Source organism: Flavobacterium sp. GL_143, assembly GCF_057834355.1.
The window spans coordinates 1,259,735-1,286,118 of sequence record NZ_CM174401.1 but is presented as its reverse complement, the minus strand read 5'-3'; the positions used below and the strand labels follow the sequence as shown (position 1 = coordinate 1,286,118).

General features: G+C 30.0%; 24 protein-coding genes and 1 tRNA gene. 13 read left to right on the top strand and 12 right to left on the bottom strand.

Annotated features, from left to right (window positions below; genetic code table 11):
* Positions 1-79 precede the first annotated feature (79 nt).
* Complete coding sequence (ybeY, locus tag AC3IPI_RS05545; RefSeq protein ID WP_039113281.1) at positions 80-499, bottom strand: rRNA maturation RNase YbeY; 420 nt, start codon at positions 497-499, stop codon at positions 80-82.
* A complete protein-coding gene (locus AC3IPI_RS05540; RefSeq protein WP_489157654.1) occupies positions 496-3,798 on the bottom strand; it encodes a hypothetical protein in 3,303 nt (1,100 codons plus the stop codon). Before AC3IPI_RS05540 ends, ybeY begins: the two co-directional genes overlap by 4 nt.
* 180 nt (positions 3,799-3,978) lie before the next feature.
* Between AC3IPI_RS05540 and AC3IPI_RS05535 the strand changes: the two genes are divergently transcribed.
* The 3 genes from AC3IPI_RS05535 (at position 3,979) to AC3IPI_RS05525 (ending at position 7,323) form a co-directional block, all read left to right on the top strand.
* Complete coding sequence (locus AC3IPI_RS05535) at positions 3,979-4,578, top strand: hypothetical protein (RefSeq protein ID WP_489157652.1); 600 nt, start codon at positions 3,979-3,981, stop codon at positions 4,576-4,578.
* 114 nt (positions 4,579-4,692) lie between these two features.
* Positions 4,693-6,198, top strand: a complete 1,506-nt coding sequence (gltX, locus tag AC3IPI_RS05530; protein ID WP_489157650.1) for a glutamate--tRNA ligase — start codon at positions 4,693-4,695, stop codon at positions 6,196-6,198.
* 147 nt (positions 6,199-6,345) lie between these two features.
* Positions 6,346-7,323, top strand: a complete 978-nt coding sequence (locus tag AC3IPI_RS05525; RefSeq protein ID WP_039113284.1) for an SPFH domain-containing protein — start codon at positions 6,346-6,348, stop codon at positions 7,321-7,323.
* Between the two features lie 27 nt (positions 7,324-7,350).
* Here AC3IPI_RS05525 and AC3IPI_RS05520 read toward each other — a convergent pair whose 3' ends face one another.
* The 5 genes from AC3IPI_RS05520 to AC3IPI_RS05500 all read right to left on the bottom strand — a co-directional run bounded on the left by AC3IPI_RS05520 (position 7,351) and on the right by AC3IPI_RS05500 (position 12,585).
* Positions 7,351-7,605: a DUF6327 family protein gene (locus tag AC3IPI_RS05520; protein WP_039113285.1), complete on the bottom strand. Its 255-nt coding sequence runs from the start codon at positions 7,603-7,605 to the stop codon at positions 7,351-7,353.
* Positions 7,606-7,608: 3 nt separating this feature from the next.
* Positions 7,609-7,959 carry a competence protein gene (locus AC3IPI_RS05515; RefSeq protein WP_086895755.1) on the bottom strand — a complete coding sequence of 117 codons (351 nt, stop codon included), beginning with the start codon at positions 7,957-7,959 and terminating at the stop codon, positions 7,609-7,611.
* Positions 7,960-8,104: 145 nt separating this feature from the next.
* Entirely contained in the window at positions 8,105-8,434 is a 330-nt protein-coding gene (locus tag AC3IPI_RS05510) for a YtxH domain-containing protein (RefSeq protein WP_039113287.1), read from the bottom strand.
* Positions 8,435-8,515: 81 nt separating this feature from the next.
* The gene (locus tag AC3IPI_RS05505; RefSeq protein WP_489157647.1) at positions 8,516-8,995 is read right to left on the bottom strand and encodes a hypothetical protein; all 480 of its coding nucleotides are present in this window, start codon (positions 8,993-8,995) and stop codon (positions 8,516-8,518) included.
* A 1,469-nt stretch (positions 8,996-10,464) separates the two neighbouring features.
* The gene (locus tag AC3IPI_RS05500; RefSeq protein ID WP_489157645.1) at positions 10,465-12,585 is read right to left on the bottom strand and encodes a glutamine--tRNA ligase/YqeY domain fusion protein; all 2,121 of its coding nucleotides are present in this window, start codon (positions 12,583-12,585) and stop codon (positions 10,465-10,467) included.
* 110 nt (positions 12,586-12,695) lie between these two features.
* Between AC3IPI_RS05500 and AC3IPI_RS05495 the strand changes: the two genes are divergently transcribed.
* The 4 genes from AC3IPI_RS05495 to AC3IPI_RS05480 all read left to right on the top strand — a co-directional run bounded on the left by AC3IPI_RS05495 (position 12,696) and on the right by AC3IPI_RS05480 (position 13,737).
* Positions 12,696-12,914, top strand: coding sequence for a hypothetical protein (locus tag AC3IPI_RS05495; RefSeq protein ID WP_039113291.1), 219 nt, complete (start codon positions 12,696-12,698; stop codon positions 12,912-12,914).
* Complete coding sequence (locus AC3IPI_RS05490) at positions 12,915-13,211, top strand: hypothetical protein (RefSeq protein WP_409417745.1); 297 nt, start codon at positions 12,915-12,917, stop codon at positions 13,209-13,211. It begins immediately after the preceding gene.
* A 2-nt stretch (positions 13,212-13,213) separates the two neighbouring features.
* The gene (folB, locus tag AC3IPI_RS05485) at positions 13,214-13,576 is read left to right on the top strand and encodes a dihydroneopterin aldolase (protein WP_086896257.1); all 363 of its coding nucleotides are present in this window, start codon (positions 13,214-13,216) and stop codon (positions 13,574-13,576) included.
* Between the two features lie 90 nt (positions 13,577-13,666).
* Positions 13,667-13,737, top strand: a tRNA-Cys gene (locus tag AC3IPI_RS05480).
* A 510-nt stretch (positions 13,738-14,247) separates the two neighbouring features.
* On the opposite strand, the gene AC3IPI_RS05475 is transcribed toward AC3IPI_RS05480, so the two are convergent.
* The 3 genes from AC3IPI_RS05475 to rnr are packed head-to-tail and all read right to left on the bottom strand — an operon-like array spanning position 14,248 to position 17,820.
* Entirely contained in the window at positions 14,248-14,925 is a 678-nt protein-coding gene (locus AC3IPI_RS05475; protein ID WP_039113295.1) for a LysE family translocator, read from the bottom strand.
* Between the two features lie 17 nt (positions 14,926-14,942).
* Positions 14,943-15,614, bottom strand: a complete 672-nt coding sequence (locus tag AC3IPI_RS05470) for a head GIN domain-containing protein (protein WP_489157642.1) — start codon at positions 15,612-15,614, stop codon at positions 14,943-14,945.
* Positions 15,615-15,639: 25 nt separating this feature from the next.
* Positions 15,640-17,820 carry a ribonuclease R gene (gene rnr, locus AC3IPI_RS05465; RefSeq protein ID WP_039113298.1) on the bottom strand — a complete coding sequence of 727 codons (2,181 nt, stop codon included), beginning with the start codon at positions 17,818-17,820 and terminating at the stop codon, positions 15,640-15,642.
* A 197-nt stretch (positions 17,821-18,017) separates the two neighbouring features.
* Here rnr and AC3IPI_RS05460 point away from each other — a divergent pair, with 197 nt between their 5' ends.
* Both AC3IPI_RS05460 and rpiB read left to right on the top strand, forming a co-directional pair.
* Positions 18,018-18,251: a putative signal transducing protein gene (locus AC3IPI_RS05460; protein ID WP_039113299.1), complete on the top strand. Its 234-nt coding sequence runs from the start codon at positions 18,018-18,020 to the stop codon at positions 18,249-18,251.
* 766 nt (positions 18,252-19,017) lie between these two features.
* A complete protein-coding gene (gene rpiB, locus AC3IPI_RS05455; protein ID WP_039113300.1) occupies positions 19,018-19,449 on the top strand; it encodes a ribose 5-phosphate isomerase B in 432 nt (143 codons plus the stop codon).
* A gap of 990 nt (positions 19,450-20,439) precedes the next feature.
* Here rpiB and AC3IPI_RS05450 read toward each other — a convergent pair.
* Positions 20,440-20,751, bottom strand: a complete 312-nt coding sequence (locus AC3IPI_RS05450; RefSeq protein WP_489157639.1) for a DUF1294 domain-containing protein — start codon at positions 20,749-20,751, stop codon at positions 20,440-20,442.
* Positions 20,752-20,833: 82 nt separating this feature from the next.
* Between AC3IPI_RS05450 and AC3IPI_RS05445 the strand changes: the two genes are divergently transcribed.
* Both AC3IPI_RS05445 and AC3IPI_RS05440 read left to right on the top strand, forming a co-directional pair.
* Positions 20,834-21,652, top strand: a complete 819-nt coding sequence (locus AC3IPI_RS05445; RefSeq protein ID WP_489157637.1) for a BRO family protein — start codon at positions 20,834-20,836, stop codon at positions 21,650-21,652.
* Between the two features lie 112 nt (positions 21,653-21,764).
* A complete protein-coding gene (locus tag AC3IPI_RS05440) occupies positions 21,765-23,888 on the top strand; it encodes a Tex family protein (protein WP_489157635.1) in 2,124 nt (707 codons plus the stop codon).
* Positions 23,889-23,958: 70 nt separating this feature from the next.
* Here the strand turns inward: AC3IPI_RS05440 and tatA are convergent, their stop codons facing one another.
* Positions 23,959-24,141 carry a twin-arginine translocase TatA/TatE family subunit gene (tatA, locus tag AC3IPI_RS05435; RefSeq protein ID WP_035620201.1) on the bottom strand — a complete coding sequence of 61 codons (183 nt, stop codon included), beginning with the start codon at positions 24,139-24,141 and terminating at the stop codon, positions 23,959-23,961.
* Positions 24,142-24,349: 208 nt separating this feature from the next.
* On the opposite strand from tatA, the gene AC3IPI_RS05430 reads away from it, so the two are divergent.
* Positions 24,350-24,868 (top strand): hypothetical protein, encoded by a 519-nt coding sequence (locus tag AC3IPI_RS05430; RefSeq protein ID WP_039118620.1) that lies wholly within the window; start codon positions 24,350-24,352, stop codon positions 24,866-24,868.
* A 3-nt stretch (positions 24,869-24,871) separates the two neighbouring features.
* Entirely contained in the window at positions 24,872-26,359 is a 1,488-nt protein-coding gene (locus tag AC3IPI_RS05425) for a GH3 auxin-responsive promoter family protein (RefSeq protein WP_489157632.1), read from the top strand.
* Positions 26,360-26,384 lie beyond the last annotated feature (25 nt).

Here is a 26,384-nt window from a genome sequence, read left to right as displayed (position 1 = left end):
TTCCACGTGGAACACACAAAGTAAAAATTTAAATTACATGTTCCACGTGGAACATGTAATTAAAAAAAGAGTTTTATAATTATAGTTCCACGTGGAACATTGCTATTTTCTCTTCTTCTTTAGAGCGCATTAAAGCAGCTTCACTCTCTGACTTATCCTTGTATCCGCAGTAATGCAAGATACCATGAGCCAACACTCGCTTCAACTCATTCTCAAACGGAACATTAAAATCTAGAGCATTGTCACGAACTCGTTCTACAGAAACAAAAATATCTCCGTTTAGTTCGTTACCTACAGTATAATCAAAACTAATAATATCTGTAAGTGTGTCGTGGTTTAGATACTCTACATTTATCTTATGAAGATATTCATCGTCGCAAAATATATAACTTATCTCTCCTTCTTTTTTATTCTCTGAAAGAATCACAGCCGATAGCCATTCTTCAAACGCTTCTTCATTATTTAAAACGAAGTCTGTTTCGTAATTAAAATTGATCATTTTGTATTAAAGTATTCTTGAACCTTTTGATTAAAATTCGAGCGCAAAGGTAATGATTGTCTATTTAAAATCTCTATGCTATTTAAATAATCTGATAAGGGCGTTGGCAACGCATTCGATTGATTATTAAATTCTTTCCTATTTGTTTCGGATTGTCGCTTGTTCTCTTGACCTTGTTCCTGAACAGCATTATTTAGCTTTAATAATTCTTGTTGAATATTTAAAATACGCTGCATATTTTCGTTCTTAAATCCTTTATTGAGGAGTTGCTTTTCTAGTTGCTTCATTTGTTCCAAAGTCTTTTGACCATTTGGTCCTAGTCCTTGTTTCTCTAATTCGTTTTGTAAAGCTTCTCTAAGGCGAACTTGTTCTTTGTAAATTTCCATTATCTCTTGAGCATTACCTTCGCCATCATCTCCAGATGTTCCTTTCCCTCCTGACTTAGGATCCTTGCCATCTTTACCATCTTTTCCTTTACCTGGCTCCTGCCCTTTCTCCATTCCTTCTTTCATTTTCTTTCCTAAACCTTCTTGCTTCTTCATGATATCTGGCAACTGCATTCCTTCTCCTTGACCCGGTTTAGGTTTTCCTGAACCAGGACTAGACATTGACATTTGCATATTGCTTAATAAATCACTCAGGAAATCAGCCAGTTTATTAGCTGATGAAACTGCGTATTGCTGGTGAGAAACTCCTTTAGGAATCTGAACATCGGTTAACGTTTCAAGAGCTTTATCCATATTGTATTGTACGTTTCCAATTTCTTTAGTAACATCTTCTGCTACTTTTGGGTTACGTAAAGACAATGCAAACAAGCTATCATCGATATGTTTAAACTGTAACTTTAAATTTTGCTGTATCTTTATGTTCTTGTTAAATACAGATGAACCCAACTTAAGCGATTTAAACTGTAACATAACTGCCTCTTCTGATAATGAAAAAGCAAGAAGGTTATCAAGAATCTGACGTAGCATTTTTACATCTTCTTCTAGTTGTTCCTGCTCAGAACCTTCCATCCCTTCTTTCATTTTCTCAGCCATCTCTTTCATTTTCTTAGCTGCATTTTTTTGTTTTGGCTTTGCTCCTGCGCTATTGTTTTTCTTTAATTCTTCAGATGCTTTTTTTAATTCATTATCAATATCTTTCTCTTTATTGGCATCAGCTGGAATTTCCATAGGAGCTTTTAAAGATTTATTTTCTTCTTTTAAATCCTTTAAATCTTCCTGAACCTTGTCAAATTCTTTATTGATTTCATCTTGTTTATCGGCAGTGTTTTCTTTTTCTTTATTAGAAAGTTGCTCTTGCTTATCGGCAAGTTTTTCTAATTTATCTTTTAGTTGTTCTGCTTTTTTAGACACATAAAACCTCTTGGTAAGCTCTACCAATTGTTCTAAATTTCTAGATTGATTCTTAGAAATTTGTTTGAACTTATCAATCTTATCAAACAATTCATCACTCTTAATTTTATCATTTAAGTCTTTAAGTTCATCCAATAATTTTTGGTTTTTCTCTAAATCCTTATCTGCTTTATCCAAACGTTTTTGTAAATCTTCGATAGTTTGGTCTTTCTTTTCAGTCTTAAATTTGTCAAGATTTTGGTTCATCTTCTCAGCAAATTCTTTCATCATTTGGTCTTGCTGTTTCTGACGTTTGACAAAATCATTTACTTTTTGTTGGTCTTTAAATTCTAAATTGTTCTTTTCCTTCCCTAGATTTTGAAGTTTTTCTAATTCAGAAATTTGCTTATCCTGACTTTTTAATGATTTAGATAAAGCATTAATATTACTGTTTTGCATCTCTAAATCTTGTTCGTGCAATTCATCTGTAGTAGCAACTCTATCTGAAAAAACAGATGACTTTGCACTCTTGAAATTATGTGGTGCATCGTTATCAAAAACTTCAAAATAATATTCATAAGATACTCCTTGCTCAACAGGAAGATTACTTGGGAATGAGAAAACAAACTGATCGAAAACATTGTTCTTAACTGCAATTGTTCCACGTTTGGCAGTGTTAGGTTTGTTGCGCTCGTAGTATACGATTTGCAATTTTGACAAACCATAGTCATCAGACAATTGTCCTAACATATAGTCTTTACCTAACTTTAAACTATCCGGAGCAACGCTCACATTGATAGTTGGAAACTGATCTTTGATAACTGAGAGCTGATAATTAAGCTTTTCGTAGTTTTTAACCTTGTTATTTGATGTAAGAATTTGATATTCTGTATTTTGAGTTACATTTTTTGATAAAACGAAGCTATCATCTGCTTTAGTAAAAGGAATAGATGTAGTACCTTCTTTCCAATCTACGTTTTGAGTAGATTTAGTATTCATTTTCCAAGTTACTCGAGTACCTTCTGGCAAAATAGCATTACCTGTTCCGCTAATAGTTTCACTTTTCTTATTAAGATATGAAGGAAAGTTTAAGTGCATTTCGAAGTTTGCAATAGATGGAACTGTGATAACTTTTAATTCATATGATGGAGAAGTAACAAGATTACCTTCTACATAAAACTCAACATTAGTATTTGGTTTCTCAATCTTAAATTCAAATACTCCAGGTTTGGTCGATTCCATAAAATAACTTTCGTTTCCTATATGAATCATAACATTCTCAGGAATCACTTTCCCCTCTGATTGTACCTGAAGAATAAAATCTTTGTTCTGTTCGGTTTGCAAATTATAATTTAGAACAACAAATTTAAAAGGTGCTGGTGGTAAAAAAGCAGCATTAAAATGCACTACTCTATTTAAACTTTGAGAAAGAATACTACTGTTTCCAGAAATATAAAAAACCAAAAAGAACAAAATTGGTATTAAAGCTAATGGTAAATATTTCTTATTTGAATTAAAATTAATAGCATTACTGAACGGTATCGGTTGGAGCGAATTTGCTTTTTGTTCTATTGAAGCCAACATTAATTCAGACTTTTCGATATCATTATCTGTAGCCGAAAGTTGCAAAAAGTTAGTCAGTTTATCATTTACTTCAGTAAAATGATTTCCTATAATTGCCGAAGCCTGATTGTAATCAATGCCTTTTTGAAGTTTGAATAATTTAAAAAGCGGAAACATAATAAAACGAAACAGTAAAAATACTTCCACGCATACAAAAGCACAGAACAAAAGTGTTCTTCCTACTGGCTTTAACCAAAGAAAATATTCGATGAAAATCGTAAATAAAAAATACAACAATCCAAAACCAGTGAAAAGAAGTAAACCTCTAATCAACTCATTGGTATAATATTTCTTGATAAAAGCTTCTAACTTTTGATATATAAATGGAACTGTTTTCACAATAGTATTCTGTTTTGCTTATAACCTATAAAAGTAACAATTATACTAATTGAAATTCCAAATAAAATACTACTATCTATATCCGTTTTTAAAAACCCCATAATGTTATAAAAATGACTTACACAACCATTGATTTATTCGAATTTAAACCAAATTTGCAGTTAATTTAAAATAAAAATCATGAAAAAATTATATGTATTACTTATTACATTAGCACTCATATCTTGTAGTAGTGATAATGAACCTCTGCCACAAGAGCAATCTACAGATAAGCCAATTGAGCAGCCAGAAGAAAAGCCAACGGAACCTACAGTTAAAACTAAAGGACAGTTCATTTTTAAAAATATTACATATGATGTTACAACTGGATCTGCTTTAACTGTAGCCCAATCTAAAAATGTATCTAGTACACTATTAAGTTTAGTAAATCTAAATAATGACCAGACAGAAACTGTGATTATTCAACTAACTATATTTCATAAAACTACTAAAACTAATATTTCTGGTACCTATCAATTAGGTGATTGGCGAGATGAAACCGGAATAGATATATTAGACAAAGGTTTAACTGGTTATGAAATTTTTGTAACATCTTCAGATGGCAAAACATTATTAGAACATTATTCAAACGGACTCGATAGAACCAATTTAAAAGAAGGGGTTTTAACCATTACTGAAAATGGAAATGATAATTATACAATTAAATATAATCTGCTATTCGAAAATGGAATGACATCATCTGCAAACACAACAGTGAATCTTTTAACAAAAAAGATGTAAGCTAGTTTAAAATAATCAAAAGAGCTATAGACCAATAATCTATAGCTCTTTTTTTATATCTACAAATCAATACTCTAAAATCTGAATTGTATCTTTGCATCAAAATTTAAACAAATGTCAAAGCAAGTTCGTGTGCGTTTTGCACCAAGTCCGACTGGACCATTACATATTGGTGGTGTTCGTACTGCCCTATTTAATTATTTATTTGCAAAAAAACATAACGGTGTTTTTTATCTTAGAATTGAAGATACTGATCAGACCCGTTTTGTTCCTGGTGCCGAAGCTTATATTATGGAAGCTCTGGAATGGTTAGGAATTGCTCCAGATGAAACTGTTGGAAAAAATGAAAAATTTGGACCATACAGACAAAGTGATCGTAAAGATTTATACCAACAATATGCTGACCAATTGATCAATTCGGGTTGGGCTTACTATGCATTTGATACTCCAGAATCATTAGATGCTCATAGAAAACAACATGAAGCTGAAGGAAAAACATTTATATACAATCATCATAACCGCGAAAAACTAGATACTTCTCTAGTAATTTCTGCAGAAGAAACTGCTAAGAGAATTGCAAATGGAGAACATTATGTTATCCGTTTTAAAACTCCGGTTAACGAGACATTGCACTTACAAGATATTATACGTGGAGAAGTTAAGTTTGAAACTAACCTTTTAGATGATAAAGTTTTGTTTAAAAGTGATGGTATGCCTACTTACCATTTAGCAAATATTGTAGATGATCATTTGATGGAAACATCTCATGTAATTCGTGGTGAAGAATGGTTACCATCTATGCCTCTACACGTTTTATTATACAGAGCTTTTGGTTGGGATGCTCCAGAGTTTGCTCATTTACCATTAATCCTGAAACCAATTGGTAACGGAAAATTATCTAAAAGAGATGGTGATAAACTTGGTTTCCCTGTATTCCCATTAGAATGGAAAACAGAAGAAGGGGTTTCATCTGGTTACAGAGAGAAAGGATTTTTCCCAGAAGCTGTTATAAACTTCCTAGCTTTATTAGGTTGGAATGATGGAACTGACAAAGAAATATTTTCATTAGATGAATTAGTAGAAGCTTTTGATTTGAACAGAGTTCATAAATCGGGTGCTAAATTTGATCCAGAGAAAAACAAATGGTTCAATCACCAACATTTGATAAAACAAAGTAATGAAGATTTAGCCAAAGACTTCACTCCTATTTTATTTGAAAAAGGTATTGATGTTTCAAAAGTAGATCTTGTTAGAATAGTTTCTTTGATAAAAGAACGTGCTCATTTTGTTTCTGAATTTTGGGAACTAAGTGATTTCTTTTTCAAAGCGCCAACATCTTATGATGAAAAAGCAAGCAAAAACTGGAAAGAAGAAACTCCTGCTTTAATGCAAGAACTTACATCTGTTCTGGAAAATATTGAAGATTTTACATCTGTAAATATTGAAACTATAGTAAAAGATTGGATGACGAAAAATGAAATTGGAATGGGTAAAGTTATGCAACCTTTCCGATTAAGTTTAGTTGGAGCATTAAAAGGTCCTCACCTATTTGACATTGTTGAAATCATAGGAAAAGAAGAAACAATCTTAAGAATACAGAAAGCAATTGTAGCTTTGTAAAAACAAAAAATATAATAAATATAAAAGCGTTAAGAACACCAGAAGTTGGTATTCTTAACGCTTTTTCATTTTAATAAAAACATAACGCATTAAAATGGAAGAAATTTCGTAATTTGACCATTAATATTTAAACTAAATTTATCTGTTATGAACATTCCAATTATTCTTCTTTTAGTCTTCGGATTATTTATTTTCCTTTCTTCATTCTTTACAGTGAAACAACAAACATCTGTAATTATAGAACGTTTTGGAAAATTTCTTAGTGTAAGAACTTCCGGTTTACAATTAAAAATACCAATGATCGATAGAATTGCCGGACGTGTAAATCTTAAAATTCAACAACTTGATGTTATCATTGAAACGAAAACTAAAGACAATGTTTTTGTGAAACTAAAAGTATCTGTTCAATTTATGGTTATCAAAGAAACTGTTTATGATGCTTTCTATAAATTAGAATATCCTCACGATCAAATTACATCTTATGTATTTGATGTTGTTCGTGCCGAAGTTCCTAAATTAAAACTGGATGATGTTTTTGAAAGAAAAGATGATATCGCTATTGCTGTAAAAAGAGAATTGAATGAAGCAATGACTACTTACGGATATACAATTATCAATACTTTGGTTACTGATATTGATCCAGATATTCAGGTTAAAAATGCAATGAACAGAATTAATGCTGCTGATAGAGAAAAAACTGTTGCAGAATTTGAAGCTGAAGCATCTAGAATTAGAATTGTTGCTAAAGCAAAAGCTGAAGCTGAAAGTAAGAGATTACAAGGTCAGGGTATTGCAGATCAAAGAAGAGAAATTGCCAGAGGTCTTGTAGAAAGTGTTGACGTTTTAAATAAAGTTGGAATTAATTCTCAGGAAGCTTCAGCATTAATTGTTGTTACTCAGCATTATGATACGTTACAAGCTATTGGTGCAGATGCAAATTCTAATTTGATTTTATTACCAAATTCACCACAGGCAGGAAGCGATATGCTAAATAACATGGTTGCTTCTTTTAGTGCATCAAACCAAGTTGGCGAAATGATGAAGAAAACGAATAAAAAGGTTAAACCAAAAACTGAAACTAACCTAGATTATCAAGCTCCAGAAACTCCGGAAGCAATAGAATAATCAGAATTTATAAAATAAAAAAGAGGCTTAATTGCCTCTTTTTTTGTTCATAAACCAAGCTATCAAATAAGGGATAGCGGCTTGTATAATTTTTATATAAGAATTCGAAAGCATGTCTTTATAAGAACCCAAGAATCCATTTACTATATTTTTTGGTTCTAATGATTCTTTAGTTTTTTGAACACTAAGAACAAGCTTTTGATAATTAATTTGTTTTTCTAATTTAAGAATTTCCAATTCTCGTTCAATTTCAGCGTATGATGAGTATTTTTTAGTTTCCATAATTTAGTCGTTAAAAAAGATTTCTGAAAATTTTGACAAGATTGGTCCTTCTACCATTTTATCTCTTATAAAGAAAATAAGTATTGTAGCTATAAGATACAACCCTCCTACTATAAGAAAACCAAAAGTATAACTTCCTAAAGCGGCACTTATTGCAAATGCAGCAGCAACAGATCCAAATAACATAACCATACTGAAACACAATAAGATTAAAATAAATTTGAATATTACTGTTGTAGATTTCATTGCTACTTTAAAACCCCACAACTTATAATAAGCCAGGTGACTATCAACATAAGCTTTCGCTTGATCCTGAATATTTTCTGTATGTTCTTTTAATTCTTCAAAAGCCATAATAACTATTTTAGTGATATTGATAAAAATACAAAGTACACAATGAAACCAATGTATTGTGATTCTTAAAATTAATTAATTTTTTTGAAACAATAACAATTAAAGTTCAATGTGTACTTTGCTTATGCCTTAAAAAAAGGCTATTTTATTTTTGAAGCTTAGCGTTTTGAGTTTTCAAATCGGCCAATTTAGTTTCTAAAAATGAAATTACTTCTTCTGTTTTGTAGCTCATATTAGAAAGTAGATTTTCGTAAGTTCCATCTAAATCTTCTTTTGCATTCAAAAACTTGTCACGTAATCCTTCAGTAGAATGTTCTAATTTATGTTTTAAATTATGTTTTGCATCATCGATTCCGTGTTTAATACGTCCTCTGGTTTTTGAACCTTTATCTGGTGCAAACAAAATTCCAATTCCTGCTCCAATCGCTGCACCTGTAAGAAGTGCTAATATTGTGTTTCCTGTGTTGTTTGACATAACTATAATTTTTAAAAGTTAATACTAAAGATAATCTTTTTTTTACAAATAAAATTCTAGGGAATAATGTTTAATATAATTTTAATATACATAAGCAACTGCCTGGTACTTACCATCTGGTTTTTCGACAATTGCCACAAACGGATATCCATTATCTGCAGACTTAGTTTTGATGCGTCTTTCCGTTTGTTCTTTTAAAGCTAAAGGAGACTCCCCTTTTGTTTTTGTTGACAAACCTGAAAAAGTCTCAACTTCTTTTAGTCCTATAGTTTGGCTAGGTTTTAAAATTTTAACCGAACTATAATCCTTTTTATCAGATACTGTAATTTTTGGAGAAATAGATTCTGATTTAGAACTTGCTTTTTCATTAAGAGAAGAAACCGCATATTTACTAATAGTAAATTGTTCTGAACTTCCGTTTAATGAATAGTAAAGAAGATCATTATCTTGTTTTATATAATTAACATCTAATTGTTCTCCGTTATGTTTGATTATTTGATGAGTTTGCGAAAAAGCAAAACTCGTAAATAATATTCCTAGTATTAAAAATTTGATTTTCATAAATACTGCTATTAAGTTTATAATATAAAATTAAGCCTCAATAAAGTATATCATAAAAAATGAAATAAACAATTTTGAAAATAATCAAAAAATCAATTTAGGCGATTTTGACAATCATGAAATAAAATTGAAAAACACTTTAAAGAAAAAAGTATTATCAAAACTAAATCACAATCTAAATACGAACGATAAATTAATTTTATGAATTTCATCTAAAACTATTCAAAAACTAGAATTTGCATTAAGATCAAATTCTGAAGTTTGAAAAATAATTTTGTAATCATAGCCCACTCCATTTTTATTTTAAAATGAATAAATTCATTTTCTAAAAATTTACTTTTTTGGCTTTTTATAAAAATAACTCTTTCACGTACATTTTTGTGTTAACAACCCGTTAAACCATCATAATTTTGACAAAAAATTAAAATAAAGCTCGTCATTCAATCTTTTTCAGGAAACCAATATTAGAGTTATCCAATTTCTGAAAACGTCTTAAAATCAATATATGAAAGCTGTTTTTAATCTATAAAAACTATTAAAATACAAAAATCTATAATAAATACTAATAATAGTTAAAAACTTAAATAATATTCTTTAATATAATTAAAATTGATATATTGTTTTCATACTAATTATGCAATGAAATTTTCTAGTTAGTAGAATTGTATTTTTAGAGGGATCGAAAATAATCTTAGAAAACCAATTTTTTTTAAATCCAAAAAGTAAAATACTTACTCCGTAAAAAATTGAATTATAAATCGACTGAAATGTATGAAAATTGGAAAGGATATGTACTTATAAACATTTCTATGTTAACAACGACAAAATCATCTATAAATTAGGTCTAAAACTAAAATAAAGAACGCTAATTAATTATTTTTATAAAACCAATAATAGAGTCGTCTTAATTATAAAAACGTCTTAAAATCAATATATGAAAGCTGTTTTTAATCTATAAAAACTATATAAAATTTAAAAATAATAATTAATACAAATAATAGATAAAATAATATATAATAAACAATTACATAAATAAAATTGATTATTAGTTTCATTCAATTTTTATAAAATATTTTCTCTTTTAGTAGAATTATTTTTTGGAGAAATTGAAATGATTTCAAAATATGAAATTTTAAAATCAGAAATGTAAAACTGTAGCAAAGTGAAAAATTGAATTGAATATCGTGCAAAATGCATCAGAATAGTAAAGATCTTGTACTTATAAACATTTGGATGTTAACAACGACAAAATCATCTTAAAATTAAGTCTAAAACTAAAATAAACAACGCTAATTAATTATTTTTATAAAAACGATAATTATACTGACTGATTATTAAAAACGTCTTAAAATCAATTTATGGAGGTCTATTTTAATCTGATAAAACTATTAAATTTTACTTTTTAATAGAAATTATAAATAATAAAAAAAGCGCTTATAAAAAGCGCTTTTCAATAACTAAAATTGATATTATTTTTTTAACATTTCTTCCAAAAGTTCCTTTTCTCTATCGGAAGCATTTTTTGGAGGATTTGAATTTAATTTTTGAATTTCTTCTTCAAACTGTTTTACAAAATCAGAATCTGATTCTTTATCTCTTAAATTTAAAAGTGCTTTCGAACGAACATAAGTTGATTCACTTCGTAAAGACATAGTATAAAACTTTTTGATTTCTTCAGCATCAAAATCCGAAGATTTTAAATTTGAAAATTTCAAGATAAAATTAGCAAACAACAAAGAACTCTTATTATTGTTGATATTCTTTTTGAAAGAATTTTGTAATAATGAGAAACTAGAAATGTTTTTGATGCTCTCCCCTATTGCATTTTCAATAGCTAAACGTTCTGGTTTAGTTTCAACTTTAAAATATTTATTGATATCTTTTAAAGAATTATTAATGCTATTTTCTTCTTTTTTACCTTTTTCTTCCCAAGCATCTTTAAGTCCAACAGTCTTGTTAAACACTAATTTTAAAGCAGTTGAATCTTTATCAACAGTAAAATAACCTAAACGTTGAAACTGAAATTTATCTTCATTTTGAGCTGTAGCCAAACTTGGTTCAACAAATCCAGTAACAATTTCTAATGAATTTGGATTTACAAAATCTAAGAAATTTTTCTCTTTATGACTATCTGGAGCTTCATCTATAAACAAACGATCATATAAACGAACTTCAGCTTCTACTGCATGTGCAATAGAAACCCAATGTAACGTTCCAGATACTTTTCGTTGGCTTGCTTCACTTCCACTTCCACTTAAAGAATCAGTATCATAAGTAACATGAATTTCGGTAATATTACCTTCAGCATCTTTTATAACACTTTCTCCCTTAATGATATAAGCATTTTTAAGACGTACTTCTTTTCCTAATGTTAAACGGAAAAATTTAGCAGGAGCTTCTTCTAAAAAGTCTTCTCTTTCTATATATAATTCTCTTGAAAATGGTACTTTTCTGAATCCAGCTGTATCATCTTCTTGATTATTTTCTGCGTCAAGCAACTCTTCTTTTCCTTCAGAATAATTAGTAATTACCAACTTTACCGGATCTAAAACTGCCATTACACGTGGTGCAATTTTGTTTAAATCTTCACGTATACAAAACTCTAAAACAGATACACTTATTAAATTATCACGTTTTGCAATACCTGTAGAATTAGCAAAATTACGTAATGAAGCAGCAGTATACCCTCTTCTTCTTAATCCAGAAATTGTTGACATTCTTGGATCATCCCAACCATTAACATGGTGTTCTTTAACTAGTTGTTGCAATTTTCTTTTACTTACAACGGTATGCGAAAGATTACGTCTTGCAAATTCTCTTTGCTTAGGACGTAGTTTATCTTCATCTATAATTTGATCTAAAAACCAATCATATAATTCACGGTGAGGCAAAAATTCTAGTGTACAAAATGAATGTGAAATACCTTCTAGATAATCACTTTGTCCATGTGCCCAATCGTACATTGGATAAATTTTCCAGGCATCTCCTGTTCTATGATGATCTTTATGTAAAATTCTGTACATAATAGGATCACGCATCAACATATTAGTAGATTTCATGTCTATTTTAGCACGAAGAATATGAGTTCCAGCCTCAAATTCTCCATTTCTCATTCTTTCGAATAAGTCTAGATTCTCTTCTACAGAACGATTTCTATATGGGCTATCTGTACCTGTTGTAGATGGAGTTCCTTTTTGAATAGCCATATCTTCAGAAGATTGACTATCAACATAAGCTTTATCTTTTTTAATTAATAAAACTGCCCAATCATATAATTGTTGAAAATAATCGGATGCATAACGCTCTTCTGACCAAGTATAACCTAACCATTCAACATCATTTTTTATTGCATCAACAAATTCTTGTTCTTCTTTTTCAGGATTAGTATCATCAAAACGTAAATTCACAGGAGATTGATAATCAAGTCCTAATCCAAAATTTAAAGCAATAGAACTTGCGTGACCAATATGTAAATAACCATTTGGTTCTGGTGGAAAACGAAAATGAAGTTTATTTTTTGATAGACCTGATTTTAAATCTTCTTCTATGATTTGTTCAATAAAATTGAGTGATTTTTCTTCTGATGTCATTATTTTATAGTAATTTTAGCAAAGATAAAAAAATAGATGATAGATTGAGATTTGGGCCTAAGAGACTTTGAATTAAATTTATTGCTATTTTTGCATAAATAATCAAAGTTATGAGACAATTAACTGTTACAATACCAGACGATTTTTACGAAACTTTTATTAGTTTTTTCAAACATATTCCAGATGTTTCTATAGACGAAAACACTCCGAATGAAATTCCGTTATGGCAGCAGGAAATGGTTTTAGAACGTATGAAAAATGCCAAACCAGAAGATTATATAAGTTGGGAAGAATCTAAAAAAAAGCTCAACGCTAAATGGAATAAATAAATGTATGAAATAATTATTCTATTACGTGCTGACTTAGAAGTAGATGAAATTGCTGAATATTATGAATCTTTAACTAATGGACTGGGAAAAAAATTCTTTAATGAATATCAAGATTACGTAGAAACTTTAAAGACCTTTCCTTTTTTTGAAGAAAAATATAATATTGTTCGTACTTTACCTTTAAAGAAATTCCCTTATACAATTCATTTTACAATTGATGAAAACGAGAAATTAGTTTCCGTACTGGCTGTAACATCCAATTACCAAAATCCAAATATTACAAGAATAAAATTATAAAAATGGGAATTATTAAACTAAAAAATATTCGTACTTTTTCTTACCACGGATGTTTAATTGAAGAAGGAAAAATTGGATCTGACTATGAAGTGAATTTAGAAATTCATGCCAATTTAAGAAAATCTGCCGAGTCTGATCATCTTGCCGATACTGTTGATTACGTACATTTAAACAAAATTGTGGAAGAAGAAATGGCAATTAGATCTAAATTATTAGAACATGTTGCCAAAAGAATCATTACAAGAGTGCTAGATGAGATTCCGATGATCACAAAAACAATAGTAGAGGTTTCTAAAATTAATCCTCCTATTGGTGGTGATGTTGAGTCGGTTACAATTAGAATGAAAGAAACTAGAAAGAAGTAAAATTATTTCTTTTAATAATTTTTAAAAATAGTTGGCTTTAAGTTTTTAAAATTTAAAGATTATGGTTACTTTTGCCATCCGTTCAACAATGGCGTCGTGGCCGAGCGGCTAGGCTGGGCTCTGCAAAAGCTCCTACTCCGGTTCGAATCCGGACGATGCCTCAAAAACCTTCAAAGAAATTTGAAGGTTTTTTTTATGCTTAATTTTTAGAAAAAATTAGATAAAGATATAGTTCGAATCCAGACGATACCTCAAAGAGATACAGAAATGTGTCTCTTTTTTTTGTGCTTAATTTTTACTGCTTTATGTCAGTCAGATTGAGCGGAATTGAAGTCTTATATGAGAGTGTAATTATCTTTGTCAAAGTTTTGAACCAGGGCTGTAAGAAACTTTAATAAAATCTCAAGTTTAAAGTTGGTCAGCGCATTTTTGTCATTTCGACAGAGGAGAAATCTTCTCAAGAAACTAACTCATAGTTTTTACACAAATTGTCGAGCTACTCGTGGAGATTTCTCCTCTGTCGAAATGACAAGTTTGTGGTTTATTTTGTATAAAGCGAAAGTTCCTAATACCCTTTGTTTTGAACTTTGACAAAGAGTTTCAAAGCTTTTAAACATAAAAAAACCTCTCATTAAGAGAGGTTTAAAACTATACTTTGTAGTTATTAACAATTACTTTTCTATCTTCTCAAAAGCATGTTTAACCATTTCTTTTTCTTTTGGAAACCATCCTTGAATAATTAAAACAAAACCAAAAATCATTAGAACAACACTTATTCCTTTTTTAATTTTAAGAATATTAGATGGTGTCATCTTAGACTTTAATTGCTTTGCTAAAACAATTTTAATACAATCTATAACTAGATAAGTTACTACTACTGTAACAAAAAATGTCATCATTCTAGAAGTTTGCATTTCTAATTTTGGACCGATTGAAATAATGATCGCAACCCAAAAACCAAGAACTCCAATGTTAATAACGTTTAGGAAAAACCCTTTTACGAAAAGACTTCCGTAGTTTCTTTTGATAATATCACGGTCTATTTCTTCGTCATTTATTTTCTCTTCTTTCTTGAGTTGTACAAACGAAATAATACCATAAGCTAACATGATTATACCACCAAAAATAAAAAGAGCTGGTTTATCTTGTAAACTTTTAATTAATCTATAACTTCCTAAATAAGCTATAGCTATAAAGAAAATATCTCCTAGAATTACACCTAAATCAAAAACCAATGCAGCTCTAAAACCTTTGGTAATACTTGTTTCAAGTAATATAAAAAATACTGGGCCTACCATAAAGCTTAAAAATACTCCCCATGGAATCCCTGCTAAAATATCATTTATCATTAAAATACAATTTCGATTTATTCTTCTTTCTCTTCAATCTTACCGCCCAGAACAGTTTTTTGGTTAATTTGTTTTGGTTTACCATAGATGTAAATATAGCCTCCTGCACTCACTTTTGCATCAACTAAGGTAGTAGCATAGATTTCGGCATTTCCTCCCGCAGAAACGTTTATTGTCGTTTGTGAGGTCTTAAATGTTCTTGCTCTAAGAAATCCTCCTGAACCTAAATTAGCAACTTGATTTGTTGCTTTTCCAGATACTTTTATAATTCCTCCAGAAACTGCTCTTACTTTGGCATTATCAACATCTAAAATTACATTGATTTCTCCTCCTTCTTTAGAGTTTAAATCAATTGTTGTTTGCTTGAAAGTTTCTTTACTAGTAACAATACTTCCTTCGCTTACATCAATAGCTTCAATACGTTTGTAATAAAGCTGAATTGACATATCATTTCCAGACATAAGTTTAGGAAATGGCATTCTTAGTTTTAGTTCGCCGTTTTTATTAACAACTTCTACTTCACTTTCTCTACTTCCTTTTATAACTATCTTGTTTTCTGAACTTTCAATTAATGTAATACTCAATTTATCGAATACTTTCACTTTATCAAAATCCCCTAAACTTTTGGTTACCTGACCAAATGACATTTGTACAAATAAAATTGCAACTCCAATCAAAATCTTTTTCATGTTTTCCCTTTTAAATTTTTACTGTTTATTCTGCTCTTCTTAAAAAATGAAAATCTAATTGTTTTTTAACTAAATCTGCATTTTTAACTTTAACATAAATCTCATCGCCTAATTGTAATATCTTATCTGAAGTAGCTCCAACAAGCGCATATTGTTTTTCATCAAATGTATAATAGTCATCTTTTATCTCTCTGATTCTTACCATACCTTCGCATTTATTAGAAACTATTTCTACATAAATTCCCCATTCTGTAACTCCAGAAATAACACCAAGGAATTCTTCGTCTCTATGATCTTGCATGTATTTAACCTGCATGTATTTAATACTATCACGCTCAGCATTTGTAGCTAAACCTTCCATGTTTGAACAATGTAAACACTTGGTTTCATATGTTTCTTCATCTACAGATTTTCCTCCATCTAGATAATATTGCAATAATCTATGCACCATAACATCTGGATAACGACGTATTGGGGATGTAAAATGGCTATAATAATCAAATGCTAAACCATAATGACCAATATTATCTGTCGAATATTTGGCTTTACTCATACTTCTAATAGCAAGAGTATCAATTAAGTTTTGCTCTTTTTTACCATTAACTTCTTCCATTAAAGCATTTAATGATTTAGAAATATCTCCTTTATTTCGGAAATCTATCTTGTAACCAAACTTAGCAATTACGGATTGCATTGCAATTAATTTATCTTCATTTGGTTCATCGTGAATTCTATAAACAAATGTTTTCTTTTGTTTACCAATGTATTCGGCAACTTTTCTGTTTGCCAAAAGCATGAATTCTTCGATTAAATGATTGGCATCTTTTGAAACTTTAAAATAAACTCCTTCTGGTTCTCCTTCGGCATTCAAATCAAATTTAACTTCTACTTTATCAAAAGAAATAGCTCCATTGGCCATTCTTTTCTTTCTTAAAATCTTTGCTAATTCATCCAGTTTTAAAGTTGCATTTACAATTTCGTCCGAAACTACATAAGAACTTCCTGTAATAGAAGTTTCTTCTGGAATTGTATTATCTTTTGTTTCAATAATATATTGTGCTTCTTCGTAAGCAAATCGCTGATCTGAATATATTACTGTTCTACCAAACCATTGGTTAATAACTTGTGCATTCTCTGATACTTCAAAAACTGCCGAGAAAGTATATTTCTCTTCGTTAGGTCGTAATGAACATGCAAAGTTAGATAACACTTCTGGTAGCATTGGTACTACTCTATCTACTAAATATACTGATGTTGCACGTTGATAAGCTTCATCATCAAGGATAGTTCCTTCCTCCAGATAATACGAAACATCGGCAATATGAATACCTATCTCATAATTACCGTTTTCTAATTTCTTGAAAGATAAGGCATCATCAAAATCTTTTGCATCTTTTGGATCTATCGTAAACGTAAGCGTATCTCGCATATCACGACGTTTAGCAATTTCGCTTTCTTGTATAGATGTATCTATTTTTTGTGCATAAACCTCTACTTCTACTGGGAAATCTGATGGTAAACCGTATTCAGCCAGAATAGCATGAATCTCAGTATCGTGTTCCCCAGGTTTACCTAAAACTTTAACTACTGATCCAAACGGACTATCAGCTCTTTTTGGCCAATCTTCTATCGTAACTAAAACAACATCACCATTTTGAGCCTCACCTATTTTATCTTTTGGAATAAAAATATCAGTGTACATTTTAGGATTTGCAGTAGAGACAAAAGCGAAGTTGTTCTGAATGTCAATAACTCCAACAAAGTCAGTTTTATTTCTTTCAATTACTTCAATTACTTCTCCTTCAGGACGTTTCCCTTTTCTTCTATTATAAACGTAAACTTTTACTTTATCTTTATCTAGTGCACGATTTAAATTATTTGTGGGGATAAAAACATCTTCTGTAAAATCAGGACAAATAAAATATGCTGTTTTACGACTTGTCATATCAATCGTACCTTCGTAATAATCCTGACTAATTGCTTTGATTAAATATTTACCTGGTTCTGATTCTACAATCTTATTTTGAGAAGCCAGAATCTTTAAATCTTTTATAATTTGGTTACGACTTTTAGTATCGTCTAGTTCGAGCTTCGCTCCTATTTGTTTGTAATTAAATGGTTTATTAGCATGTTGCGATAAAATTTTTATAATCTTACTTGAGAAATCTTTCTCATTCTTTATCGGTTTTCTAATTTTCTTACTCATATATCTTTTCTTATAAGGTTTAAAATTACAAAGAAGATATCAGATAATACTTTTTAGGGTACATTTTATTAAAAATATAACTTTCAAAGGGAGATATTTATTGATTTTCAAAGGTCATTTGTAATTAGCATACTTAAATTACTGTTAGCTACAAATTTTTAATAATGCTCATTTCGTATCTTTACGAAAAGACCTTTATGGAAAGCTTTAAAACTATTGCTACATTCAATTATCTGCACGAAACAGTCGTTCTAAAACACTTACTAGAACAAGAAGACATTCCATACTACCTGGAGAACGAAATGACCTTATCGGTGGCTCCTTTTTACTCAGCAGCTTTGGGCGGGATCAAACTCAATGTTCATCCAGAGGATTTCGAAAGAGTTCAGGAAATTCTTGACAACCTCAATAATCCACTTTCAATCGTATAAATTCAAATTCTCAATTTTTTTTTCTTTTCAATTTTTCAAAGTTGTCAACATATATTATATATTAAAAAAAGAAAAATTTAAATTTAATTAATTTTTGGTTGTTATTATAGTGTGTTAATATGTCATATAAATTTATTTTTAAAAGCATTGAAATGAAGTTTCTCTTAGTTATATAGAGTTATTAACATACTTATATTTTGTTAAAGGATTAATTTCTAAGACTTTTTAGATTTTAATTAACATTGGTTAACAACCTAAAATGAATTCATTTTGTAGATAACTTCATATGTTGATATTTGTTGAAAATGTACTTTTTGATATTGATAACTTTTCTAAAAATTCACCAAACTTTATTAGGTTATTAAGTTCCAGTTTTGGATTAGGTTTTTTTATGACACAACCAAAAAAAACTTCTAATTTTCTTTCTGTAGTTATTAACAAAAGATGTTAATTTAAAGTTAACTGAATATCAACGAATTAGCTTTTGCTATTAACAATATAAAATTTTAACAAAAAAGATGTTTATTTTTCATTGATTACTAGATACTTATAGCGTTGTTAATAATGTTAATAAGTGTTAAGTTTTTGATATGAAGTGAGTTATATATTAAGCTTTTTCTAATACAAATTTCATCAATAATTATCAATTACTAAAACTATGTTTTTAAAAGTTATTAAGTAAAAAATTAGGGAAAATTAGGGAAATTTGTGGCAACCATTTATTTATTAGTTAAATTTGCCCTACACAACTTAATATAACTTAATAATGAAAATTTCAATAGGAAACGATCACGCAGGACCAGAATATAAAAAAGCAATTGTTGCTATGCTTAAAGCAAAAGGACATGAGGTAACTAACTATGGTACAGATTCTGAGGATTCTGTAGATTATCCAGATTTTGGTCATCCTGTTGCTACAGATATATCTGAAGGTAAGGCAGATTTTGGAATTGTTATTTGCGGAAGCGGAAACGGAATTGCAATGACTGTTAATAAACACCCGAAAGTAAGAGCTGGCTTATGTTGGACTAAGGAGATTGCTTATTTAACTCGTTTACACAACGATGCTAATATTATTAGTATTCCAGCGCGTTTTACATCGATTCCACAAGCAGTAGAAATAGTTGAAACGTTTTTAAATACTGAATTTGAAGGTGGAAGACACCAAAATAGAGTAAATAAGATTGCTTGTCAGTAAAAAGTTCAAAAAAACGGGTGCTTCGCACCAATAAAATAGTAAGTCGGGCGGATTTTTAAATTCATCCGGCTTTTTCGTTTAAAAATATTTAGATATAATAGCTTCATAAATAGGTAATTATAGAGTTATTAACAACGAAAAAACTATACTATTTATTAATGGATTCTATATTTAAAACTGCATTTTTTTAGATTGTGATTATCAAGGACAGTTTAACTATTTTAATATAAAATATGATTTAGTTATTTGATAAATAAGTATTTATGGAGTTATTAACAACATAAAAAGAATACTACTGATTAATGGATTCTATGTTTAAAACAGCACTTTTTAGATTTTAATTATCTAGGAGAGTTCTTCCATTTATTATAAAAGAAGGTTTAGTAATTTTATGTTTATAGAATACCATTGTTAATAATGAATATTGCAGATGTAGTATTGGTAAATTCTTAAAAATGTTGAATTTAATTGTTTGATAAATAGCTATTTGTGGAGTTGTTAACAATGGAAATAACAACACTTTTTATTACTAGATTTGGTTAACAAAATAGTACTTTTTGATTGTGATTATCAAGGACAGTTCTTCTATTTATTATAAAAGAAGGTTTAGTTGTTAATACATAAACAATAGTATTGTTTATAATGTACATATTAGAAGTAGTACTACTAAATAATTAAAAATGTTAGTTTTAATTGTTTGATAAATAGTTATTTATGGAGTTGTTAACAATGTGAAAACAACATTCTTTATTAAAGGATTTGATTAAAACAACACATTTTTTTGATTGCAATTATAAAGTCAGCATTACTATTTAAAGAAAATAATATAGAGTATTTAATGACGGAAGAAAGTTTGCTTGTTTTATGTTTGAAGAATAGCATTACTAATAAGAATCTAACAAAAAAACTAGAAGTAAATTTTTTTAAAATGTTAGATTTAATTATTTGATTAATAGTTATTTGTGGAGTTGTTAACAACGTAAGAACAAACTATTTATTGGTACTTACCATAAACCAAGCAAGAGTTTCGGCATCACAGTAATAAAAAAAGAAAAGGGATGCAATCACTATCTGGAGGAGAATAATACCTGCATACTTTATCATAAAAGAAGGTTTACTCGTTTTATGTCTAAACAATAGCATTGCTAATAATAAACCAACAGAACCGCTAAGAGCAGTTATTGAAAACAGCATATTTTCGGATATTCTACGTTTATGTTTAACAGCTAAATATTTATCGTATCCGGCTAAGATAAAAGCAATACTATTTACAACAAAAAAATACACTAATAAAACTTTCATTGGCTTAAAATTAAAAACAAAGATATTATTTTAGTCCCATCAAAATTTAGGGAAAGAATATAAATAATGTAATTCATAATCAATGAGTCCAGTACAATTATTTGAGCAAAAAAAAGTAAGAAGCCATTATGATGCTGAAAAGGAAATTTGGTATTTCTCGGTAATTGATGTGATTGAGATTTTAACTGGAACTGATAGACCTAGAAAATATTGGGCAGATTTAAAAAATAAACTTTTAAAAGAGGGAAGTGAAGTGTCCGATAAAATCGGACAGTTGAAAATGGAAGCAGCAGATGGTAAACAAAGAATTACAGATGTCGCTGATACTAAACAGCTTTTACGATTAATTCAATCTATTCCTTCTCCAAAAGCAGAACCTTTTAAGCAATGGTTGGCTAAAGTAGGTTATGAAAGAATTCAAGAATTGGCTGATCCGGCTCAAAGTTTAGATCGCGCTCGTGAAAATTGGCAAAATTTAGGACGAAGCGAGAAATGGATTCAACAACGAATGACAGGGCAGGAGACTCGTAATAAATTGACTGATTACTGGAAAGAATCCGGAGTAGAAAAAGTGAACGAATTTGCGATGCTTACAAATATTATTCATCAGGAATGGACTGGATTATCTGTAAAGAAGCATAAGGAAGTAAAAGGATTAGAATCTCAAAATTTAAGAGACCATATGTCTGAAGCAGAACTAATTTTTACCGCTTTAGCAGAACTTTCTACTCGACAAATTGCTGAAAGTGATGAAGCAAAAGGACTTATAGAAAATGCGAAAGCAAGCAAAAAAGGAGGAGCTATTGCCAAAAATGCGCGTATAGCTTTAGAAGATAAAACAGGGAAAAGTGTAGTAACAGGAGAAAACTTTTTGCCTCCGGATAAAAAAAAGCTAAAGTAAATTAGAATTAAAAAATTTAGTTCAATTTTGATAACGTTAAACCAATAAATAACTAAAACCATTGCAAACTTTGTAAAACACTTTGCATCTTTGTGGTTAAAATTAAATAAGAATGACTAATATTCAATTCATTGCTAAGTCTGTTCAAACAGCAGCGATTAACATTCAAAACACAGTTAAATTATTAGAGGAAGATTGTACAATTCCGTTTATTTCAAGATATCGAAAAGATACTACAGGAAATCTTGACGAAGTTGTAATTGAGCAAATTGCAAAACTGCAAAAAGAATACGAAGTTATTGTAAAACGTAAAGAAGCGGTTTTAAAATCGATAGAAGAACAAAAATTGCTTACCCCAGAATTAAAACAAAAAATAGAACAAAGTTTTGATTTACAAGAGATAGAGGATTTTTATCTTCCGTTTAAAAAGAAGAAAAAAACAAAAGCCGATGTAGCGCGTGAAAATGGTCTTGAACCGTTGGCAAAAATCATTATGTCGCAAGGTAATGATGATGTTGATTTTATTTCGACTCAATATATTAATGACAATGTTATAAACGAAGAAGCTGCTTTGCAAGGAGCTCGTGATATCATTGCCGAATGGATTAACGAAAATATTTACGTTCGTAAGCAATTACGTAGATTATACCAACGTAAATCGACAATAGTGACCAAGGTTGTAAAGACTAAGAAAGATGATGAAAATGCGCAAAAGTTCAATCAGTATTTCGATTGGTCAGAACCATTGACAAAAGCACCATCACACCGATTATTGGCAATGCTTCGTGCTGAAAACGAAGGATTTGTAAAAATGAAAGTCGAAGTTGATATTGACGAAGCTTATGATGTTATTGATGAACTTGTTATAAAAGGACAAAATAACACCACACCACATATACAGTTAGCGATTGAGGATAGTTATAAACGGTTGTTGAATCCTGCTATAGGAAATGAGACTTTGCAAGAGGCCAAAGCTAAAGCTGATGCTAATTCTATTCAGGTTTTTGCTAATAACTTAGGACAGTTATTGCTTGCGCCACCATTGGGCGAAAAACGAATTTTAGCTATTGATCCAGGATTTAGAAGTGGTTGTAAAGTGGTTTGTCTGGACGAAAAAGGAGATTTGTTATACAATGAAACTATTTATCCGCACGCACCACAACATGAAGATGCTATGGCGATGAAAAAAATTCGCTCGATGGTAAACTCTTATAAAATAGATGCAATTTCTATTGGTAACGGAACAGCTTCACGTGAAACAGAGTTCTTTATCAAAAAAATCGCGTTTGATAAACCAGTTCAGGTATTTATAGTTTCTGAGGCTGGAGCATCGGTATATTCGGCATCTAAAATTGCTCGTGAAGAGTTTCCTGATTATGATGTTACGGTTCGTGGATCGGTTTCTATAGGGCGACGACTTTCGGATCCATTGGCAGAATTGGTAAAAATTGATCCAAAAGCAATTGGGGTAGGACAATATCAACATGATGTTGATCAATCAAAATTAAAAGAAGAACTAGACAACACCGTAATTCGTTGTGTGAACTCGGTGGGAATAAACATAAACACGGCGAGTAAACACTTATTAAGTTATGTGAGTGGAATAGGAGAGAAGCTTGCCGAGAATATTGTACAATATCGTTCGGAAAATGGTCCTTTTGAAGATCGTAAACAATTAAAAAAAGTACCTCGTTTAGGCGATAAAGCGTATCAACAAGGAGCTGCTTTTATTAGAATTACCAATGCAAAAAATCCGCTGGATAATTCGGCAGTACATCCTGAAGCATACGGTATTGTTGAAAAGATGGCTAAAGATTTAAAACTAACAGTTAATGATCTTATTGCTAATAAAGAAAGAACAGCTTTAATAAAACCAGAGAATTATATCACGCCAGAAATTGGTTTATTAACATTAAAGGATATCATCAAAGAATTAGAAAAACCAGGCTTGGATCCTAGAAAATCGGCTAAGGTTTTTGAATTTGATCCGAATGTAAAAACGATAAAAGACGTAAAAACTGGAATGATATTACCTGGAATTGTTAATAACATCACCAACTTTGGTTGTTTTGTTGACATTGGTGTTAAAGAAAGCGGATTGGTTCACATTTCTCAACTTAAAGCTGGTTTTGTAAGTGATGTAAACGAAGTAGTAAAACTACATCAACATGTAGATGTAAAAGTGACTGAGGTTGATGAGGATAGAAAGCGTATTCAGTTAACAATGATATTATAAAACAAAAAAAATTCGAAATCCCAATATATTTATTGGGATTTCGAATTTTAAGACTTGAGAACTAAAAAGTCTATTTTTTTTCTTCTTCTTCTTTTTTATCAGCAGGTTCTTTGTTATCGTCTTTTGCAGCGTTTTTAAATTCTTTAATTCCACTACCTAAACCTTTCATTAATTCTGGAATTTTTTTACCTCCAAAAAGTAATAAAACAACTGCTAATATAACAAGGATTTCTGTAACACCTAATCTTCCCATGATTGAATAATTAATTGCCGGAGCAAATTTGTATATAATAAAAGCAAAGGTATACAGAATTAGTTAATATGAATTGGTTTTATTATAAAAAATTTATTTCTTGTTAAGTTAAATATTTAATAAAAACCTATTTTAAAGGCAGTCCTATTGCATTTTGTCCGTTTTATCAACAGTATTAATTATTATATTTGTCAATTAAAGTACCACGATGTCTGAGAAAAAATTAAAACGAATCAAGTTTAGAAAGAAATTGTTTGTCAAAAACCGTTTGGTTATTTTGAACGAAGATACTTTTGAAGAAATTTTTTCTTTCAAACTTAACCTCATGAATGTTTTTGTTGTAGCCACTCTTGGAGCAATTTTTTTAATATTAATTACAACTTTTATTATAGCATTTACTCCGTTAAGAGAATTTATACCAGGATATTCATCAACAGAATTAAAGAGAAATGCAACTGAATTAGCTCTAAAATCTGATTCATTAACGGTGGCGTTAAAGAAAAATGAAACTTATATTAAATCTATTCAAAAAGTGCTAACAGGCCAATTAGAATATGCTAAATTTAATAAAGATTCAATCTTGTCGAGTGTTGAAGTAAAAGAGGAAGATGTAAACTTAGCCCCATCCGAAGAGGAATTAAAACTGCGTGAGGAAGTGGCAAACGAAGAAAAAAAAGAAAACACTAGTTCTGTTAAAAAGAATAAAAGTGATAAAAAACAAAAGTAAAGAATGTCTATAAAATCAGTCGCTGCAAAATTATTTGCCAGCAAAATTTATAACAATACGCAGGCTTGGGCCAAAAAACCTGTCGAAACTCAAATGAAGGTTTTTAAGAGTTTGATAAATGGGGCAAAAGATACTGAGTTTGGAAAAGACCATCACTTTGATAAAATAAAAACCATTCAGGATTTTAAAAACTATGTACCTGTAAGAGATTACGAAGATTTAAAGTCATATATAGATAAAGTACGAGTAGGAGAGAAAGATATTCTCTGGAAAGGAAAACCACTTTATTTTGCTAAAACATCTGGTACAACTTCGGGAGCAAAGTATATTCCGCTTACCAAAGAATCAATGCCATATCATATTGAAGCTTCAAGAAATGCGATTTTGCATTATATTCATGAAACGGGAAATGCTGATTTTGTAGATGGTAAAATGATTTTCTTGCAAGGAAGTCCTGAATTGATAGAAAAAAACGGAATAAAACTAGGCCGCTTATCTGGTATTGCTGCTCATTTTGTGCCAAAATATCTTCAAAAAAACCGTTTACCATCATGGGAAACTAATTGTATTGAAGATTGGGAAACTAAAATTAATGCAATTGTCGGTGAAACAATAGATCAGGATATGACTATTATTTCGGGAATTCCGTCTTGGGTACAAATGTATTTTGAGCGATTAGAAGAGAAAAGCGGAAAGAAAGTAGGGGATTTGTTTAAAAACTTTAATCTCTTTATTTATGGTGGAGTTAATTACGAACCCTATCGCGCGAAGTTTGAAAACCTTATAGGAAGAAAAGTAGATAGTATTGAGTTATTTCCTGCTTCGGAAGGGTTCTTTGCTTACCAGGATTCTCAAAAATCTAAAGGAATGCTTTTATTATTGAACTCGGGAATTTTTTATGAGTTTATAAAAGCAGATGAGTTCTTTAGCGAAAATCCAAAACGATTAACAATAGGAGAGGTAGAGTTAGGTATAAATTATGTCTTGATTATATCTACAAATGCCGGGCTTTGGGGTTATAATATTGGAGATACCGTTCAGTTTACATCTTTATATCCGCATCGAATTATTGTATCGGGAAGAATCAAGCATTATATTTCGGCATTTGGAGAGCATGTTATTGGTAATGAGGTCGAAAACGCTATGAAAGAAGCCATGGAAAACACCAATATACGTATAAATGAATTTACTGTTGCACCACAAATAAATCCAGCAGAAGGATTACCATATCATGAATGGTTTGTAGAATTTGAAAATGAACCAGAAAATATGTTAACTTTCGCCGAAGCAATAGATGATTCTATGCGAAAGCAAAACATTTATTACGAGGATTTAATTACTGGAAATATTTTGCAAAAGGTTGTGATAACTAAAGTTACTAAAAATGGTTTCCAGGATTATATGAAATCTCAAGGGAAATTAGGAGGACAAAACAAAATTCCGCGACTGTCTAATAACAGAGATATAGCAGACGCATTAAAAAATGAATAAAACTTAAAAGTTTCAAAAAATATAT